Annotated in this window: 15 protein-coding genes; 6 read left to right on the forward strand and 9 right to left on the reverse strand. The window is 65.5% G+C overall.

The window, feature by feature from the left end; all coding sequences use genetic code 11:
* Positions 1 to 2 precede the first annotated feature (2 nt).
* Complete coding sequence (locus N5C88_RS00850) at positions 3 to 1,016, reverse strand: LacI family DNA-binding transcriptional regulator (RefSeq protein WP_059376693.1); 1,014 nt, start codon at positions 1,014 to 1,016, stop codon at positions 3 to 5.
* 312 nt (positions 1,017 to 1,328) lie between these two features.
* On the opposite strand from N5C88_RS00850, the gene N5C88_RS00855 reads away from it, so the two are divergent.
* Positions 1,329 to 2,657: an amidase gene (locus N5C88_RS00855; protein ID WP_118934766.1), complete on the forward strand. Its 1,329-nt coding sequence runs from the start codon at positions 1,329 to 1,331 to the stop codon at positions 2,655 to 2,657.
* Between the two features lie 66 nt (positions 2,658 to 2,723).
* On the opposite strand, the gene leuA is transcribed toward N5C88_RS00855, so the two are convergent.
* Entirely contained in the window at positions 2,724 to 4,436 is a 1,713-nt protein-coding gene (leuA, locus tag N5C88_RS00860) for a 2-isopropylmalate synthase (protein WP_054455581.1), read from the reverse strand.
* A gap of 519 nt (positions 4,437 to 4,955) precedes the next feature.
* Entirely contained in the window at positions 4,956 to 5,573 is a 618-nt protein-coding gene (locus tag N5C88_RS00865) for a hypothetical protein (protein ID WP_118934763.1), read from the reverse strand.
* On the opposite strand from N5C88_RS00865, the gene rpoN reads away from it, so the two are divergent.
* Positions 5,572 to 7,017: an RNA polymerase factor sigma-54 gene (gene rpoN / locus N5C88_RS00870; RefSeq protein WP_118934761.1), complete on the forward strand. Its 1,446-nt coding sequence runs from the start codon at positions 5,572 to 5,574 to the stop codon at positions 7,015 to 7,017. The two genes, N5C88_RS00865 and rpoN, sit on opposite strands and share 2 nt — an antisense overlap.
* A gap of 133 nt (positions 7,018 to 7,150) precedes the next feature.
* A complete protein-coding gene (locus tag N5C88_RS00875; protein WP_054455575.1) occupies positions 7,151 to 7,432 on the forward strand; it encodes a (2Fe-2S)-binding protein in 282 nt (93 codons plus the stop codon).
* A 30-nt stretch (positions 7,433 to 7,462) separates the two neighbouring features.
* Here N5C88_RS00875 and N5C88_RS00880 read toward each other — a convergent pair whose 3' ends face one another.
* Positions 7,463 to 8,320: a LysR substrate-binding domain-containing protein gene (locus N5C88_RS00880; RefSeq protein ID WP_059376701.1), complete on the reverse strand. Its 858-nt coding sequence runs from the start codon at positions 8,318 to 8,320 to the stop codon at positions 7,463 to 7,465.
* Between the two features lie 128 nt (positions 8,321 to 8,448).
* On the opposite strand from N5C88_RS00880, the gene N5C88_RS00885 reads away from it, so the two are divergent.
* Both N5C88_RS00885 and bfr read left to right on the forward strand, forming a co-directional pair.
* A complete protein-coding gene (locus N5C88_RS00885) occupies positions 8,449 to 9,363 on the forward strand; it encodes a DMT family transporter (RefSeq protein WP_280014481.1) in 915 nt (304 codons plus the stop codon).
* Between the two features lie 366 nt (positions 9,364 to 9,729).
* A complete protein-coding gene (bfr, locus tag N5C88_RS00890; protein WP_013390908.1) occupies positions 9,730 to 10,206 on the forward strand; it encodes a bacterioferritin in 477 nt (158 codons plus the stop codon).
* A gap of 81 nt (positions 10,207 to 10,287) precedes the next feature.
* Here the strand turns inward: bfr and N5C88_RS00895 are convergent, their stop codons facing one another.
* From N5C88_RS00895 to N5C88_RS00910, 4 genes are all read right to left on the reverse strand, one after another.
* Positions 10,288 to 10,962: a hypothetical protein gene (locus tag N5C88_RS00895; RefSeq protein ID WP_059376711.1), complete on the reverse strand. Its 675-nt coding sequence runs from the start codon at positions 10,960 to 10,962 to the stop codon at positions 10,288 to 10,290.
* A 36-nt stretch (positions 10,963 to 10,998) separates the two neighbouring features.
* On the reverse strand, positions 10,999 to 12,606 hold the full coding sequence (locus N5C88_RS00900) for a peptide chain release factor 3 (protein WP_054455568.1): 1,608 nt from the start codon (positions 12,604 to 12,606) through the stop codon (positions 10,999 to 11,001).
* Between the two features lie 110 nt (positions 12,607 to 12,716).
* Positions 12,717 to 13,346: a LysE family translocator gene (locus tag N5C88_RS00905; protein ID WP_059376713.1), complete on the reverse strand. Its 630-nt coding sequence runs from the start codon at positions 13,344 to 13,346 to the stop codon at positions 12,717 to 12,719.
* Between the two features lie 33 nt (positions 13,347 to 13,379).
* Positions 13,380 to 14,906, reverse strand: coding sequence for a DEAD/DEAH box helicase (locus tag N5C88_RS00910; protein WP_187774072.1), 1,527 nt, complete (start codon positions 14,904 to 14,906; stop codon positions 13,380 to 13,382).
* Positions 14,907 to 15,210: 304 nt separating this feature from the next.
* Between N5C88_RS00910 and N5C88_RS00915 the strand changes: the two genes are divergently transcribed.
* Entirely contained in the window at positions 15,211 to 16,683 is a 1,473-nt protein-coding gene (locus tag N5C88_RS00915; protein WP_280014482.1) for a YdgA family protein, read from the forward strand.
* Between the two features lie 90 nt (positions 16,684 to 16,773).
* Here the strand turns inward: N5C88_RS00915 and N5C88_RS00920 are convergent, their stop codons facing one another.
* Entirely contained in the window at positions 16,774 to 17,982 is a 1,209-nt protein-coding gene (locus tag N5C88_RS00920) for an amidohydrolase family protein (protein WP_059376720.1), read from the reverse strand.
* Positions 17,983 to 17,989: the final 7 nt, after the last annotated feature.

Consider the following 17,989-nt stretch of genomic DNA (forward strand, 5'->3'; position numbering starts at 1 on the left):
CCTCAGCGGCGCACTGGCGCGGCGGTGCCGCCGACGACGATGCAATGCGGCAGGCGGTCCGAGTGCGGCGCTTGGCCCTGGATCTGCGCCAGCAGGTTCGAGCAGGCCGTTTCGCCGATGCCGTCGCTGGGCTGGGCCACGGTGGTCAGGGGCGGCGTCAGCAAGGCGCCAAAGCGCATGCCGTCGAAGCCGCATACCGAGATGTCGGCGGGCACCGACAGGCCCAGGCCCACCAGGTCCGCGATCACGGCGGTGGCCAGCAGATCGTTGGAACAGAACAAGGCGGTGGGCGCCTGCTTGCCGCGCAGCGCCGCTTTCAGGGCGTCGAGGTCGCTGCCCGTGTGCGAGCTCATGGAGATGTGCTGGATGGCGTCCAGGCCCAGGCGTTTGGCGCAGGCGCGCGCGCCCGTCAGCCGGCGGCGCGCGCGGTCCGATGCGGTCAAGGGGCCCGTGACCAGCGCAATGCGCCGATGGCCCAGCGCGGCCAGATGTGCCACCATGTCGCTGGCGGCGGCGCGATTGTCGACCGATGCGAAGGGATGGGCGCCAGATTCGTTGTAGACGAGCACGTAAGGAATGCCGGCATGGTCCAGGTCGTCCAGCGTGGCGCTCTTGGCGGCGTCGGCGACCGTCAGGATCAGGCCGTCGACCTGATGGTCCATCAGGCCCTGGACCGCGGCGGATTCCACCGCGGGATCGTAGCCGGTGGCGGTCAGCATGACGCTGTAGCCCGATTCCCGCGCGCGCCGCTCCGCGCCTTCGAAGCATTCGGCGAAGACTGGGTTGGACAGCGTGGGCAGTATCAGGCCGATGGTGCGCGTGCTGCCGGAACGCAGGCTGCGGCCCACGCGGTTAGGCCGGAAGCCGGCCCGCTTGGCGACATTGCGGATATGCGCGAGCGTGTCCGGATGCACGATCTCGGGCTGGTTGAACGCGCGCGAAACCGTCGCCGGGGACACCCCGGCCTTGCGGGCCACTTCAATGATGGAAAAGCGGGGCGACGAGCGCGAGGCCATGGCGGGATTGCTGCCGGGATTCGTGAAAACGATTTCATCTTACTCGACAAATATGACCTTTGTGTTGCACGGGTTTGCGCTATGCTGATGCCGACGCAACAACACAAAGCCAAGGCGCGGCGCGCAATTTCCAGGGAAAAATCAGACTTTCTTGGGTATTTCCTAATTGACGCAAGGCGCACAATGGTTGGGATTGGTCCACTTGAACGTCGCGGCAGAAAACCGCGCGGCATGGCGGATCCTCGGTCAAGGGGACCGGGTGCGTAGTTGAGCCGCCGCGCGTAGCGCGGCGCCGGTAAAGAGGAAAGGACCATGTCTACTGCCTTGAACAGACTTGGCGCGCTGGAAGCCGCGCGCAAGCTGCAACGGCGCGAATTGACCGCAGAGCAATTGGTGCGCGCCTGCTTCGCGCGCATTGAACAACGCGAAAGCACCATCCATGCCTGGACCGCGTTGCAAAAGCAGGCTGCGCTGGAGCGTGCGCAGGAGCTGGACCGCGGCGCGCTGCGCGGCGTGCTGCACGGCCTGCCCATGGGCGTGAAGGACCTGTTCGACACGGTCGACCTGCCCACGCGCTACGGCTCGCCCATCTACGAACGCCACCTTCCGGGCCTGGACGCGGCCTCGGTGGCGCTGTGCCGGGGCGCGGGCGCGATCGTCGTCGGCAAGACCGTGACGACGGAATTCGCCACTTATCTGGCAGGCCCCACGCGCAATCCTCGCAACGAAGCCTACTCGCCGGGCGGCTCGTCCAGCGGCTCGGCTGCGGCGGTGGCCGACGACATGGTGCCCTTCGCCTTGGGCACGCAGACCGCGGCTTCCATCATCCGCCCCGCTTCCTATTGCGGCATCGTGGGCTTCAAACCCACCTTTGGCAGCATTTCCCGCGCGGGCGTCAAAAGCCTGGCGGAGTCCCTGGACACCATCGGCGGTTTCGCGCGCTCGGTGCCGGACGTGGCGCTGTTTGCTTCCGTGCTGATGCGCGATCCGCGCATGCTCGATCTGGCCTATGACGGCAAGCCGCGTATCGGCATGTACCGCAGCCTGCAATGGCGGCATGCGCTGCCCGAAACCAAAGAAGCCTACGCGCAGGCCGCGGCCATTCTGTCGCGCGCAGGCGCCGTGGTCGAAGAATTGCCGCTGCCGCCAGAGCATTGCGTGCTGGTGCAGCTGCATTCGGACATCATGGCGTTTGAAGCTTCGCAGGCGTTGGCCTACGAGCGCCTGGAGCATGCGGCGCAGCTCAGCCCCAAGATCCAGGCCATCCTGGAAGCGGGCTCGCGCATTACCGCTGAAGAACATCAGAAGAACCTGATGCGCGTCGCCGAGTCGCGCGCGCGCGTGGACACGTGGTTCGACAAATACGATGTGCTGCTTGCGCCCAGCGCCAGCGGCGAGGCGCCGTTCGCGGACCTGGGGACGGGGGATCCGCAGTTCTCGCGCGCGTGGACGGTATTCGGCCATCCTACCCTCAGCCTGCCCTTCGCTACCGGCCCGCAGGGCTTGCCCGTGGGGCTGCAGCTGGTCGGTGCGCGCTATAGCGACCATCGCACGCTGGCGATGGCGCAGTGGGTTCATCAGCGGCTGTTGGCCGCCACTGCGCCGGATATCGGCGCGGCCGACATCTGGCCGCGCGGATAAGCGCGGCGCGCGCGCAAAGAAAAAGCCAGCCCGATAAGGCTGGCTTTTTTTACGCCGGATTGCGGATCACGCGGTTTCGGCGGTTTCTTGCTCGGTTGCGGTCACGGCGCCGGCATTGATGTGGCGGTTGACGGCGCTCAGCACGGCCTGGAACGAAGCCGTCACGATGTCGCGGTCGATACCCACGCCGAAGCCCGTGCTGGATTCGCCGACGCGCAGTTCGACATACGAAGCGGCGCGCGTGTCGGTGCCGGTGCCGATGGCGTGCTCGTGGTAGTCCATGATGCGAACGGGCACGTCCAGCGCGGCCACGAAGGCCGAGATGGCGCCGTCGCCCTTGCCCGTCACGATGCGGCGTTCGCCGTTGTATTCCAATTCGGCCTCGATGCTGAAATGCTGGCCTTCGCCGGCCGACGGATTGCCGTCGATGCGGTGGCGCACCAGCTTCCACGGCGACTTCTGCTCGAGGTACTCGCGGTTGAAGATCGTGTGCACGTCGTCGGCCGTGACTTCGCGGCCGGTCTCGTCGGTGACGCGCTGGATGGCGCGGCTGAATTCGATCTGCAGGCGGCGCGGCAACACCAGGCCGTGTTCCTGTTCGAGCAGGTAGGACACGCCGCCCTTGCCCGATTGGCTGTTCACGCGGATGACGGCGTCGTAGCTGCGGCCGAGGTCGGCCGGGTCGATCGGCAAGTAAGGCACTTCCCAGACGGCGTCGGCCTGCTGCTGGGCAAAGCCCTTCTTGATGGCGTCCTGGTGCGAGCCGGAGAACGCGGTGAAGACCAGGTCGCCCGCGTACGGGTGGCGCGGGTGGACCGGCAACTGGTTGCAGTACTCGGCGCAACGGCGCACTTCGTCGATGTCCGAGAAGTCCAGGCCCGGATGCACGCCCTGCGTGTAGAGGTTCAATGCGAGCGTGACGAGGTCGACGTTGCCGGTGCGCTCGCCGCTGCCGAAGAGGCAGCCTTCGATGCGGTCGGCGCCGGCCATCACGGCGAATTCGGCGGCGGCCACGGCGGTGCCGCGGTCATTGTGCGGGTGCACGCTGAGCACGATGCTGTCGCGGCGCGCCAGGTTCTTGTGCATCCATTCGATCTGGTCGGCGTACAGATTGGGGCTGGTGGCCTCGATGGTGGCGGGCAGGTTCAGCACCATCTTGCACTCGGGCGTGGGCTGCCATACGTCGGCCACGGCGTTGGAGACTTCCAATGCGAACTCGGGTTCGGTCGTGCTGAAGACTTCGGGCGAGTACTGGTAACGCCATTGCGTTTCCGGGTGCTGCGCCATGTACTGCTTCACCAGGCGCGTGCCGGTGGTGGCGATGTTCTTGATCTCGTCCTTGCTCATGTTGAACACGACCTTGCGGAACGCCGGGGCGCAGGCGTTGTACAGGTGGACGATGGCTTGCTTGGCGCCAGCGGCGGATTCCACCGTGCGGCTGATCAGGTCTTCGCGCGACTGGGTCAGCACGATGATGGTGACGTCGTCGGGAATGCGCTTCTCGTCGATGAGCTTGCGCACGAAATCGAAGTCGGTCTGCGAAGCGGACGGGAAGCCTACTTCGATTTCCTTGAAGCCGATCTTCACCAGCTGTTCGAAGAAGCGGAGCTTGCGCTCGACGCTCATCGGCTCGATCAGGGCCTGGTTGCCGTCACGCAGGTCGGTGCTCATCCAGATCGGCGCCTTGGTGATGCGGCGGCTGGGCCAGGTGCGTTCGGAAAAGTCGCGGGTAAAGGGCGCGAAGGGGACGTATTTGGTGGCGGGGTTGGCAAGCATCATTACTACACCTCGATCGGTTTCTTTTGAATCCCGGGAATGCTTCCCTAGGCGGCTACGCGACCGGATTGCGGCCTTGTGCCAGGAGTTGCCGTGATTGACCGGCAGGATTCAGAGATAAAAGGGGGAAATCGCGTGTGGCAAACGTGGTTGCCGAGCTACCACGGGGACACTAGGCCCGGCAACCGATCGGTAGGTATAGCGATAGCGCGTAGGAGGAGAAACGAGCGCGCAGGCCGGCAACCGGAGCGTCGTAGCGTCCGGTGGCAATCGCGAAGGGGGTGCGGTTAGCGGCCATAAGTTGCTAGTCGAACATATTTTCGCCAGAAGTGCAACTGAATACTCTTTTGTGATGGGGTGGAATACGGGCGCGTGACAACGCATTTTGCTGAAGAATATTCAGCAAAATGCGTTGGATGGGGCTGAGGGGCGCGCAATGTGGCTGGCCAAGCGTACGGCCGAAACAAAAACAGGCCGCCTGTCGGCGGCCTGCTATGGCATTGGAGGGAAGGAAGGACGGGCTTAGCGGGCCGGGCCGATACGCGGCTCCACGTAGCGTTCGCTGCGCGCTTCGCGGCGGACTTCGTCGCGCGGATCGCGCGGCTGGCGGTCGGACGACTCCAGAATGCGGGCCTGTTCCGCGACCATGGCGATCTTGCCGGCGCGGTTGTGGCGAATTTCAGACAGGGAGCGGCGCAGATCGCCCACCGTGAAGGGCTCCTGGCGATCGCCCCAGGTCCAGCGCAGCACGCCCAGGGTCTCGTCGGACAGGTTGGGCGCCAGGTCGGCCAGCACGCTGGTTTCGACCGGCGTGGCGCTGCCGGAAGCCAGGCTGGCGGACAGCCAGGCGCGCATCGTGAAGAACACGATCAGGGTCCAGATGCCGGCCACCACCCACCAGATGTAGGGGTTGACCTTCTGCACCATGTCCATGGTCGGCTGCCCCAGGGAGTGCAGGAACTCGTAGTTCACGGTGCGGCCGAAATTCAGTATCCAGTTGGCGGCCAGATACCAGATGACCACAGCGACGGCGATGACGATCGCACGCAGTATGAGTCGGGGAAGCGCCAGTTTGAGCAGGGTCTGGCCTATGAGGCGGCAGTCCTGGCGGACGCTTGCGGGCGAAGTCAGATTCATCATGCAAAATATTGTACCTATGACCCGTCCAATTTTAGAACTGCGACCAGGTCAGCATTTGACGCTGACGCCACAACTACAGCAATCGATCCGATTGTTGCAGCTGTCCACGCTCGACCTCGAAGCCGAGATTTCGCAGGTGCTGGCGGAGAACCCGCTGCTGGAGCGGCAGGACGAAGCGCCGTCGGCCGAGGCGCCGGCCGAGTCCGACCGCGAATCCTCGGTGCAGGATGACGAGCCCGCCGCCGAACGCGAGACGCCGGTGGACGAAATGCCGGGCTCGGGCGGGGTCTACCCCGACGAAGATTCCAGCCGCCCCGAGGCCGCCCGGCCGGATACGCTGCGCGAACATCTGCTGGGCCAGCTGATGCTGACGCGCGCCGCGCCGCGCGACGCTGCGCTGGCCGGCCTCCTGATCGATGAGCTGGACGAAAACGGCTACCTGGGATCGCCGCTGGAGGAAATCCTGGACTGGTTGCCACCCGAACTGGAACCGGACATCGACGAGCTGAAGGCGGCCCTGTCGCTGTTGCAGTCGTTCGATCCGCCCGGCATAGGCGCGCGCGACATGGCGGAATGCCTGTTGTTGCAGCTACGCAACCCGGATCTGGATCGGCTGCCCGAAGCGGCGGACGCCGCGGTCCTGGCTTGTGCCCGCCAGATCTGCGCGCAGCACCTCGCGCTGCTGGCGACGGGCAACGCCGCGCGCCTGTGCGCGGCCGTGGGCTGCGATGAGGCCACGTTCCGCTCGGCCCATGCCCTCATCCTGCGCCTGGAGCCCCGCCCCGGGCGTGCCTGGACCGTGCCCGCGGCCGACTACGCGGTGCCGGACGTCATCGTGCGCAAGACGCGCGGCGGCTGGCAGGTCACCCTCAACAGCGCCGCCGTGCCCAAGCTGCAGATCAACGGGCTGTACGCCCAGATGCTGGGCAACCAGAAGGAATCCGCGCATGCGGGGCTGCAATCGCAGCTGCAGCAGGCCCGTTGGATGATCCGCAACGTGGAGCAGCGCTTCGACACCATCCTGCGCGTGGCCCAAGCCATCGTGCAGCACCAGACGGCCTTCTTCAGCCAGGGGCCGGCCGCCATGCGGCCTCTCATCCTGAAGGACATCGCCGGTGAGCTCGGTTTGCACGAATCCACCATTTCACGGGCCACAACACAGAAGTACATGCTCACTCCGTTTGGCACGCTGGAGCTCAAGCGCTTCTTTGGTACGGGGGTTTCGACGGATGGCGGGGATGCCACCTCGGCCACGGCGGTGCAGACCTTCATCCGCCAGATGGTGGCCGAAGAGAACCGGGCCAAGCCTTTGTCCGACAGCCAGATCATGCAAAAGCTGGCTGATCAGGGGATAGTCATCGCCCGAAGGACGGTGGCAAAGTACCGGGAAGCGCTGCGGATTGCCCCGGCGGCGTTGCGCAAGGCGCAGGCGGCAGCCCGCTGAGCGGGTTCTTGAAATGAGGGACGGGGTTGGGAAAATTCGTCCCTAATTTCAAAGACTTGCGTGACACTTTGGTTGCAAATTTATTTGCACGCGGGGCTTGTCAGTAGCAGAATAATTTTCGATAATTATTCTCATGTACATTTGCGTATGTAATGCCATCACCGAACGCCAAGTCCGCGCCAGCGTGGACGCGGGCGCGACGACGCTTTCCGACCTGCAATTCGAGCTGGGCGTGGCTACGTGCTGCGGCTGCTGCGCGGCTACCGCCACCGAATACCTGCCGGGCGGCCGCTGCTCCAGCGTGTGCGACGTGCGTTCCATTGCCGTTCCGGTCAATCCTCCGGCCGCTTTGGTCGAGTCGGGCGCGCCTGCTGCCAACAGCAGCTTCCCGATTCCCCTGGTCGCGATCGCCTGAGGATAGTCGTTTCTTTCCGGCTCGCTGCCGTCACGCAGCGGGCCGCGTCGCTTCTTTCTCGCAGAATTCCCGGATAGCCATTGCCAGCTGACGCGCAGGCTCGCGCACCGTGTCGGCCAGGCATAGCGCCAGTTCGGTCGAGGGCACCGCAGGCAGGCCCGCATCGATGATCCGATGGTCCGGCAAGAGGCAGCGCCGCTCCAGCAGCGCCACCCCCAACCCCCCAGTCAATGCCGCTTGCAAGCCCATCAGGTTCGGGCTTTCGTAGGCGATGCGCCAGTGCCGGCCCGCAGCTTCCAGGGCATGGATGGCGCGGTTGCGGTAGATGCAGCCCTGCGGAAACGCGACCAGCGGTACCGGCTCGGTTGCCGGGACGTCCAGCCCCGGGGCGCCAATCCAATGCAATTGTTCGGGCCAGGCGGCCAACGCGGCGCCCGCGCCGGGCTCGCGCTTGAGCAGCGCCACGTCCAGGTCGCCGCGTTCCAGTGCACGGGTGAGCGCCGAGGTCAGGTCGCAGCGGACCGATAGCCGCACGCCCGGACGGGACCGCGCAAATTCCGACACCAGGATGGTCAGTGTGTCGGCCGCGAAGTCGTCCGGGATACCCAGCCGGATCACGTCCACGCGCTTGCGTCCGCTGACGGCTTCCCGGACCTCGGTGGATAGGGCCAGCATCCGCCGCGCGTAGCCCAGAAGCCGTTCGCCGTCCTCGGTCAGCGAGACCTGGCGGCCTTCGCGCACGAACAGTGCGCATTCCAAGGATTCCTCCAGCTTGCGGATCTGCTGGCTGACGGTGGATTGGCTGCGGTGCACGCGTTCGCCCGCCGCCGTGAAGCCGCCGGCATCCACGACGGACACGAAACTGTGCAAAAGATCGAGGTCTGGCATCGGCCGCTCCATGCATTCATTTTTTAAATACTTTCGATCCGAATAAAGAGTTTGTCAATGGATGGGCGGCCGCGCAGAATTCGTCCATCCGCCGCCACCGCGGCTCAGCGCCACCTTCCGGACTCATCATGAAGGCCTCCTCGCCCCTTTCTGCCGCCGCCCTTCCCGCTCAAGCCTCGCCGGGCATCAGTTGGGCGCCCATCGCAGCGTTTTGCTTTCTGTGGAGCTCGGCGTTCGCCGCGGCCAAGATCGCCGTGCGGGACTGTCCGCCGCTGACCTTGCTGACCATCCGCTTCCTGATCGCGGGAGCGTTGATGCTGGGCCTGGCGGCAGCGAGCGGCCGTTGGAAGATGCCGGGCGCGCGTGACCTGGCTGCGCTGATCCTGTTGGGGGCGCTGAACAACGCGCTGTACCTGGGCCTGAGCTGGTCGGGCATGACGACGGTGTCGTCGGCGTTCACTGCGGTGCTGATCAGCACCAACCCGCTGCTTATCGGCGTGCTGGCCGGTCCGGTGCTGGGCGAGCGGCTGGGTTGGCGCAAGCTGCTGGGCCTGTGCCTGGGATTGGCGGGCGTGGCCTTGGTGCTGCGTTCGCGCTTGTCGGGCATGCAGGAGGACCTGCATGGCACGCTGCTGGTCACGGGTGGCCTGGTGGCGTTGGTGGCGGGCACGCTGCTCTACAAGCGTTTGAAGCCGTCCTCGGGCCTGTGGACGTCCACGGGCATACAGTCCCTGGCCGGCGCCGCAGCCTTGCTGCCGTTTGCGTTGATGCACGAGAACATCGGCGACGCGCGCATGACCGCCAGCCTGTTCTGGAGCATGGCCTACATGATCGTCGCGGTGTCGATGGGCGGCTACTACCTGTGGTTCATGATCCTGGGCCGCGCCAGCGCCACGGCGGCGAGCGCGCTGCATTTCCTGATGCCGCCGCTGGGCCTGCTGTTCGGGTGGCTGGTGCTGGGTGAGCACGTGTCGTGGCTGGATTTGATGGGCATCGTTCCGATCGCGTTGGGAATCTGGTTGGCGACGCGGCGCGCCGAGTAACGCGCCGCCGCAGCCGGGGTTGCCGATCCGCAACGAAACGCCGCCGGCCGCAAGTTGGCGCGTTTCGTGCAGGCTGATGGCATATCGGCGCATGCGGTTGCGCCGATCGGACGACGGATTCCGCCGCATCGCGCAGCGTCAGGCCGCGCAGGCATTGATGCGCGTATGCAAGGCATCAGGCACGCATACTCATTCTCATTAGCTTGTCGCTTTCTTGTAGCGGTCCTAAAGCGGTTTACCAAATACAGCGCAAGGCTAGGCGCGGCCCCGCGCCAGATGGTAGTCTGCCGGGGTTGCGTACGCGCGGCATCGTGCGCTCCTTTGTCGCGATGCATCTGCGTCGCGCCTGACTGCAAGGAGTCCATCATGAAAGGCGACAAAACCGTCATCCAGTTCCTGAACAAGCAACTGACCAACGAACTGACGGCCATCAACCAGTATTTCCTGCATGCCCGCATGCTGAACCATTGGGGCTTCGACAAGCTGGGCAAGCACGAGTACGAAGAGTCCATCGGCGAAATGAAGCATGCGGATCGCTTGATCGCGCGCATCTTCATGCTGGACGGCCTGCCCAACCTGCAGGACCTGCACAAGCTGCTGATCGGCGAGGACGTGCCGGAATTGTTGGCCTGTGACCTGAAGCTGGAGCAAGGCGCGCAGGCGACCGTAAAGGAAGCGATCGCGCATTGCGAATCGGTCCGCGACTATGTCTCGCGCGATCTGTTCCAGGACATCCTGGACGACACCGAAGAGCACATCGACTATCTGGAAACGCAGATCGACCTGATCGACAAGGTCGGCATCCAGAACTATCTGCAAAGCCAGATGTCCGTGCCGGAGTAATGTTCCGGTCATAAAAATGGAGCCCCGTGGGGCTCCATTTTTTTTGTCGGTGCCACGCGGCGCATGCCGCGCGCCGATACGTCAATTCGGGCGAGCCGGGCACTCGGCCATGGTGCCCCAGGCGCGGTTGGGCCCGCAGTACTTGTTGCGCGCGGCCCAGGAGCACGAGGGGCGCTCGAAGAAGCCTTGCGTGGCGCAATGCGCGAGTTCGCGCTTGAGCGCGTCCTGCCAGCCCAGGGCGCCGGGCGCCTGAGCGGTGTTCGGGGGCGGCGGGGGCGCCTGGACCATTTGCGGCGTGCCGTAGCCGCCGGCCTGGACCTGACCGCCATTGATGGCGGTGGACGTGCCGGGAGCCTGCAGATCCAGTGTGCTGACGTCAGACGCGCCCGAGGGCAGCGGCACTTGCGAAGCCGCCGCGATTTCGCGGGCCTGATCCGGGCTGATGCGTTCGCGCGAGATCTTCACCGCGGGATCGCTGACGCTGTCGAACAGGGAAACCGTGTTGACCTGCCACTCGCGGTCGGACGGCTTGTCGGGCACGCCCAAGGTGCCGTCGATGCGCGGCTGCGGAGGCTGGGCCACGTAAGGACGGCCGTTGGCATCCAGCACGGGTTGCTGGGATGCCGCGGCATCCTGGCCAGGAGCGGGCGCGGCCACCGGCGCATGCGCCACCAGCCAATCACCCAGTTGAATACCGCCCCAGGCCGACGCGCCAAGCGCGATCAGGAGCGTTGCGAATAAGAAACGCCAAGACATTGCTACCCTCATCTGCCGTGCGGGACCCCAACGGGTCTACGCTTTGTCTCCGAAAACCTTGCCGCCGTGCTCCCGCATGGCATGGAATTTCACATCGGGATACAGTTCCTCGGCCACGCGCAACTGCGCGGGAGAACCGATCAAAAACGCCGCCGCATCCACAACATCATAGGCGATATGGGCGGCATTGGCATCCATGAACTTGCGCAGCGCCTTGGGGTTTTCAGACGTAATCCAACGTGCCATTGTGTAGCGGGAAGGCAGCATCCGCGCGTCCACGCCGTACTCGGTCTTCAGGCGGTGCGCGACCACTTCGAACTGCAGTTGTCCGACTGCGCCCAGCAGCAGCGAGCCGCCGGCGGCCTCGGGACGGAACACCTGGATGGCCCCTTCCTCGCCCAATTGGGTGAGGCCGGTACGCAACTGTTTGGTGCGCAGCGGGTCCTTCACTTCCACGGCCTGGAACAGCTCGGGGGCGAAGAACGGCAGACCGGTGAACTGCAGCGTCTCGCCTTCGGTCAGCACGTCGCCCAGTTGCAGCACGCCGTGGTTGGGAATGCCGATCACGTCGCCGGCATAGGCCTCGTCCAGCAGCTCGCGCCGCTGCGACAGGAAGGACACCACGTTGTTGGGGCGCATTTCCTTGTTGGTGCGCGCGACTTTCAGGCGCATGCCGCGCTCGAAGCGGCCCGAGCTCACGCGCACGAACGCGACGCGGTCGCGGTGGGCGGGATCCATGTTGGCCTGCACCTTGAAAACCACGCCGGTGAACTTGGGTTCCACGGGCTGCACCAGGCGCTGCATGGACTCGCGCGGGCCCGGGGGCGGCGCCTGTTCGACCAGCGCGTCCAGCACTTCCTGCACGCCGAAGTTGTTGATGGCGGAGCCGAAGAACACGGGTGTCTGCTTGCCGGCCAGGAACTGCTCGCGGTCGAAGGCGGGCGCGGCTTCGTTGATGAGTTCGATCTCGCCGCTGGCCTGCTCGAACGCCGAGCCGAAGCGCCGGGCGATTTCGGGATTGCTCAGGCCTTCGATGAAGTCGTCCTTGTCCGAGCGGCGCTCCTGGCCAGGACGGAACACGCGCATGCGGTCCTGGCGGATGTCGAACACGCCGCCGAAAGCCTTGCCCATGCCGACCGGCCAGGAGAACGGCACCGCGTCCATGCCCAGGTGGCCTTCGATCTCGGACAGCAGTTCCAAAGGTTCGCGCACTTCGCGGTCCATCTTGTTGATGAACGTGATGATGGGCGTGTTGCGCGCGCGGCAGACCTGCAAGAGGCGGATAGTTTGCGGTTCCACGCCGTTGGCGGCGTCGATCACCATGAGCGCGGCGTCCACCGCCGTCAGCACCCGGTACGTGTCTTCGGAGAAGTCCGCGTGGCCCGGGGTGTCGAGCAGGTTGATGACGCAATCGCGGTATTCCATCTGCATCACCGAGGACGCCACGGAAATGCCGCGCTGCTTTTCGATTTCCATCCAGTCGGACGAGGCATGGCGCGAAGCCTTGCGCGCCTTGACGCTGCCGGCGATCTGGATCGCGCCTGCGAACAGCAACAGCTTTTCGGTCAGTGTCGTCTTGCCCGCGTCGGGGTGGGAAATGATGGCGAACGTACGGCGCCGCGCTACTTCGTGAGGGATGTTCATGATCGGAAGGATTTTACTTGGCGCCGCTTTTGGGCCCGGCGCGGTCCGGTATCGGGCATGAAAACGCGCGGGGCATGCACCGTCGCCGGCGCATGCCCCGCGCATGAGGTTCAGGAATGGCGGCGGAACGAAGCCAGGAACACGCCGGCCAGGATGAAGAGCGAGCCGAAGGTCCGGTTCATCCAGCGGATATGCTTGGCGCTGCGCAGCAGGCGCAGCACGCGCGCCGCCAGCAGCGTGTACACGCCCATGGCCACCAGGTCGGTGAACGCCAGCGTGGCGGCGATGGCCGCGTATTGCTGCGTCAGCGGCAGCGCGGTGTCCACGAACTGCGGCACCACGGCCAGCAGGAACACCGTGCCCTTGGGGTTCATGGTGTTGATCAGGAAACCGCGCAGCACCAGTTCACGGATCGTGGCGCGCTTGGGGTCGCCGGAATCCACCGTGACAGGCGCCGCATCCGTGCGGATCTGGCGCACGCCCAGGTAGATCAGGTAGGCCACACCCAGGTACTTGACCACGTTGAAGGCCATCTCGGACGTGGCCAGCACCGCGCCCAGGCCCACGGCCACCACCACGAACTGGAACAGGATGCCCATGATCAGGCCGGCCGTGTTCCAGTAGCCGCGCGCAAAGCCGTATTTCAGGCCGGAGGACATCGCCGAGATCGCGCCCGCGCCAGGCGAGAACGAAATGGCCCAGGAGGCCAGGAAGAACGTCAACCAGGTAGATAAGGGCATGGCGCGGGTCCGTGGGGGGCGGTTGCGGTGATATTACTTGCTCAGCAGCGCGGCGCGCGGCGCGCCCGCGGGGCGTCCGGAACCGCCATTGCCTGCGGCGCGGCCGGAGCCTTCCGGACGGCGGTGGTTCTGCTGCGGACGGCCTTCGTTGCGGCCAGCGTGGGCCGGACGGTCGGCGGGCTTGCCGTCGCGCGAGCCATGGTTGGCGCGGCCTTCGCCGCCGGCACGGGCCGGGGCGGGGGCGCGGCCGCCAGCCGCGGCGCGGGACTGGCCCTGGCCTTGGGCCGGCCGCGAGCGGCCGCCGTTGCCATTGCCGTTGCCGCTACGGCCGCCATTGCGGCCGCCGCCGCCGCGCGGGCTGCGGTTGTCTTCGTCGCGTTCCTGGCGGTCGAAAGCCGCGGCGGTCGTGGCCGGCGGCGTCCAGCCTTCCACGGGCTTGCGCTCGATGGTCTTCTTGATCAGGCGCTCGATGTCCTTCAACAGCTTGATTTCGCTGTTGTCGACCAGCGAGACCGCGGCGCCGGTGGCGCCGGCGCGGCCGGTGCGGCCAATGCGGTGCACGTAGTCTTCAGGCACGTTGGGCAGTTCGAAGTTCACCACCTGGGGCAGTTGGTCGATGTCCAGGCCACGGGCGGCGATGTCGGTCGCGACCAGCACCGTCACGGTGCTGTCCTTGAAGCCGGCCAGGGCGCGGGTGCGGGCCGATTGGCTCTTGTTGCCGTGGATGGCGGCGGCGGTCAGGCCGTCCTTGACCAGCTTTTCGGCCAGGCGGTTGGCGCCGTGCTTGGTGCGGGTGAACACCAGCACCTGGTGCCAGCCGCTTTCGCGGATGATGTGGCTGATGAGGTCGCGCTTGTGGTGCTGTTCCACCATGTGCACCGTCTGGGTGACCAGCTCGGTGGCGGTGTTGCGCGGGGTGACGGAGACTTCGCCCGGATTGTTCAGCACGCCGCGCGCCAGGGTGCGGATCTCGTCGGAGAAGGTGGCCGAGAACAGCAGGTTCTGACGCTGCTTGGGCAGCAGCGCGAGGACCTTGCGGATGTCGCGGATGAAGCCCATGTCCAGCATGCGATCGGCTTCGTCCAGCACCAGGATCTCGACGCCGGACAGGTCCACGGTCTTCTGGCCGCAGTGGTCCAGCAGGCGGCCGGGGGTGGCGACCAGGATGTCCAGCGGCTTTCTCAGCGCGGAGATCTGGGGGTTGATATTGACGCCGCCGAACATCACCATGGAGGACAGCGGGGTGTACTTGCCATAGGTCTGCACCGATTCCTCGACCTGCGCGGTCAACTCACGCGTCGGGGTCAGGATCAGGCAACGCGGACGGCCGGGCTTGCGCAGCTCGGGTTTTTTCTGCATCAGCAGGTGCAGGATGGGCAGCGTGAAGCCGGCGGTCTTGCCGGTGCCCGTCTGTGCGGCGGCGAGCAGGTCGCCACCCTTGAGGACCTGGGGAATGGCCTGGGCCTGAATGGGGGTGGGCGCGGTGTAGCCGGTTTCGGCAATGGCGCGCAACAGGGAATCAGCCAGCCCGAGGTCGGCAAAAGGGGAAGAGGTAGTCAAAACAACTCCAGCGGCAGCCCGTCGCTCAAGTTGAGAGACTCCAATCCAGGCGGACGAATAAAGGAGAAAAGGGAAGCGCCCTGATGGGCGAAGCTCGGCAGCGAAGGGCCTAGCGGACGTGCGCAGATTGGCAAAACGCACCGACGGATTGTAGCTGATGTGGCGTTGCAGCACCGCCCGGGCGGGCCAGTTCTGTATCAATAAGCAACACATTGCTGCGCCTTTGCACGAAATAAGTGTTTTCCCTAGGCTGCAATCCCTATAATCCGTCCGCTTTCATCCATTTGAAGAATAAAGGATCGCAATGAAAAAATCGGCAATTGTGGGCGTAGTCGTCGCGCTGGGCGCAGTATGGACCGGCACGGCTTGGTATACGGGCCAGAAGGCCGAGGCTTTCGTCAAGCAATCGATCGAGCAGGCCAACCTTGAACTGAAGAAGGTCGGCGAAAAGTGGGGCGTGACCCCCGTGGTTGAGTTGGTGTCCTTCGACCGTGGCGTGTTCTCGTCCACCGAGCGCTACCGCATCAAGTTCACCGAGGCGCCCGCCGAGGGCCAGCCGGTCACGGAGCACGAGCTGCTGTTCGTCGAGCACCTGGACCATGGACCTTTCCCGCTGTCCAACCTGAAGTCGGGTTCCTTCGCGCCCGCCATGGTGGCCAGCCGCTTCCAGCTGGAAGAAACGCCCCTGGTCAAGGAATGGTTCGCCGCCGCCAAGGGCGCGGTGCCGCTGTCCGGCGCCTATAGCGTCAGCTACGCCAAGAACATCAGCGGCAACTTCGACATGGCTCCGGTCGAGTTCGCCAAGGACGCCAACAGCCTGAAGTTCTCGGGCATGAAGGGCGACGTGACCTACGCCACCGGCAGCAAGCACGGCACGGTCGCGCTGAAGGCCGACAGCCTGACGCTGGCGGGCGAATCCGAAGAAAGCGACATCGTCAGCATGGCCATGACCGGCCTGACCTTGACCAGCGACATGACGCCGGCGTCGAACGACATGTATGTCGGCAGCCAGAAGGTCGCGCTCAAGAACTGGACCATCACGTCCAAGGAAAAGCCGCCGGTCCAGCTCAAGGACACCGCGATCACCGTCGACATGACCGAAGCCAACTCGCTCATGGGCGTGAAGATGGCCATGGATTTCGGCATGATCAACGTGCAGGAAAAGGACATGGCCGGCCTGAAGCTGGTGCTGGACGCGCAGAAGCTGGATTCGAAGGCCTTCAAGGCGCTGAACGACGTCTATGAAGCCGCTTCGCGCCGCATGATGCAGAGCAAGGGCGAAGAGCAGTCGCCCCAGTTCACGGACGAAGAAAAGCAGGTCATCAAGACCAACGTCGAACTGCTGCTGGCCGGCAACCCGACGCTGGCGGTGTCGCCGCTGGAAGTGCGCACGGCCAACGGTACGTCGACCTTCAACCTGGACCTGGACATGGCCAAGCCGGCCTCGCTGGACGGTGAGTTCGCCGACACGCTGAAGCAGGTGATCCGCAAGCTCAACGCCAAGCTGGTGCTGTCCAAGGGCAACCTGAGCGACCTGATGGCCATCGAGCCCCAGGTGCGCGGCGTGCCGGCCGAGCAGGCTCAGCAGACCGCCAAGGGCCAGGCTGAAATGGTTGGCACCATGGCCACCGCCATGGGCATGGCCAAGGTCGAAAACAACAACATCGTGACCTACCTGAACTACGCTGACGGCCAGGTCGACTTCAACGGCAAGAAGATGCCGGTCGAACAGTTCCTGATGATGGTCATGAGCGGCGCGATGGGCGGCGCCCGCTAAGCCGGCCAGTCTCTCGCATCGAGCTGTACAAAGGCCGCCGCGCCCAGGGCGCGGCGGCCTTTTTTTATTGCGGGCCGAGGCTGTTGCGTTTCAGCGCGGCAAGGCGCCGGCAGCCACTTCGCCGTTGCGCAGCACCGCGACGTGGAAGCGCTTGTCGGCCGCCTTCATGATGTCCTCGGTGGGATCGCCCTGCACCAGCAGCAGATCGGCCACGTTGCCCTCGGCGATGGCGCCGTGCTGGTCCATGCCCATCAGGTCATGTCCGCGCGAGGTGCCGGCGATCAGCGCGTCCACGGGCGTCATGCCGAACTCGACCATGTAGGCGAGTTCCATGGCGTTCTCGCCGTGCAGGTTGAACGGGGTGCCGGCGTCGGTGCCCAGCGCGATGCGCCCGCCTGCCTTGTAGTACATCTGGAACGACTCGCGGTGGCGCTGCTCCACCGCGCGCGCCTTCTCGACCGCGTAGGCGGGGATGCCGTTGTCGGCGTTGGCGATGATGTTGCGCACCGCGGCGATGGTGGGCACCAGATAGGTCTGGGCGTCCAGCATCTCGCGCAGGCATTCGTCGTCCATGAAGATGCCGTGCTCGATGGAATCGATGCCGGCGCGCACCGCATTCAGGATGCCCAGCGTGCCCTGCGCATGGCTGGCGGTGCTCTTGCGAAAGCGCTTGGCCTCATGCACGCCGGCCTTCATTTCGTCGAAGCTGTAGTGCGCGTCCATTGGGCTGACGCCCGGCGTCATGACACCGCCCGTGGCCATGATCTTCACCAGGTCGCAGCCGGCGTGGACCTGTTCGCGCACCGCCTTGATCACGTCCTCACAGCCGTCGGCCACGCGGCCGATGCGGTTGCCGTGGCCGCCCGTCATGCAGATGATGCGGCCCGAAGCCCTGATCGTGGGGCCGGGGAACACGCCGCGCGCGATGGCGTCGCGCACGCCGAATTCCAGGTAGTCCTTGCCGCCGCAATCGCGCAGCGCGGTGACGCCGCCGCGCAGGCTGGCCTGGGCGTTCTCCAGCGCCGTCAGCGTGATCTGCGCGGGGCCTTGCTTGCTCAGTTGCGCATTGGGATCCGCGCCGCCGGTGTAGACCAGATGGACGTGACAGTCGGCCAGGCTGGGCATCAGCGTCATGCCGTCCGTGCGCACGGTCGCGCCGGCATAGCCGGAAAACTCGCCGGCCGGCGCCACGCGCGCCACGTGCCGGCCGTCGACCAGCACGCCGTGGTTGGGCAGCAGCGTGCCCTTGCCGTCGAAAACCTGGCCGCCTATGAACAGGGTCTGTCGTGTCGCCGTCATGTCTCGC

The organism is Achromobacter sp. GD03932 (assembly GCF_029839485.1).
In the GTDB taxonomy this organism is placed as follows: domain Bacteria; phylum Pseudomonadota; class Gammaproteobacteria; order Burkholderiales; family Burkholderiaceae_B; genus Achromobacter; species Achromobacter bronchisepticus_A.

Coding starts and splice junctions, on each gene's coding strand:
- N5C88_RS00850 (WP_059376693.1), bottom strand. CDS start 1,016: ATGGCCTCGCGCTCGTCGCCCCGCTTTTCCATCATTGAAGTGGCCCGC.
- N5C88_RS00855 (WP_118934766.1), top strand. CDS start 1,329: ATGTCTACTGCCTTGAACAGACTTGGCGCGCTGGAAGCCGCGCGCAAG.
- leuA (WP_054455581.1), bottom strand. CDS start 4,436: ATGATGCTTGCCAACCCCGCCACCAAATACGTCCCCTTCGCGCCCTTT.
- rpoN (WP_118934761.1), top strand. CDS start 5,572: ATGCAAAATATTGTACCTATGACCCGTCCAATTTTAGAACTGCGACCA.
- N5C88_RS00865 (WP_118934763.1), bottom strand. CDS start 5,573: ATGATGAATCTGACTTCGCCCGCAAGCGTCCGCCAGGACTGCCGCCTC.
- N5C88_RS00875 (WP_054455575.1), top strand. CDS start 7,151: ATGTACATTTGCGTATGTAATGCCATCACCGAACGCCAAGTCCGCGCC.
- N5C88_RS00880 (WP_059376701.1), bottom strand. CDS start 8,320: ATGCCAGACCTCGATCTTTTGCACAGTTTCGTGTCCGTCGTGGATGCC.
- N5C88_RS00885 (WP_280014481.1), top strand. CDS start 8,449: ATGAAGGCCTCCTCGCCCCTTTCTGCCGCCGCCCTTCCCGCTCAAGCC.
- bfr (WP_013390908.1), top strand. CDS start 9,730: ATGAAAGGCGACAAAACCGTCATCCAGTTCCTGAACAAGCAACTGACC.
- N5C88_RS00895 (WP_059376711.1), bottom strand. CDS start 10,962: ATGTCTTGGCGTTTCTTATTCGCAACGCTCCTGATCGCGCTTGGCGCG.
- N5C88_RS00900 (WP_054455568.1), bottom strand. CDS start 12,606: ATGAACATCCCTCACGAAGTAGCGCGGCGCCGTACGTTCGCCATCATT.
- N5C88_RS00905 (WP_059376713.1), bottom strand. CDS start 13,346: ATGCCCTTATCTACCTGGTTGACGTTCTTCCTGGCCTCCTGGGCCATT.
- N5C88_RS00915 (WP_280014482.1), top strand. CDS start 15,211: ATGAAAAAATCGGCAATTGTGGGCGTAGTCGTCGCGCTGGGCGCAGTA.
- N5C88_RS00920 (WP_059376720.1), bottom strand. CDS start 17,982: ATGACGGCGACACGACAGACCCTGTTCATAGGCGGCCAGGTTTTCGAC.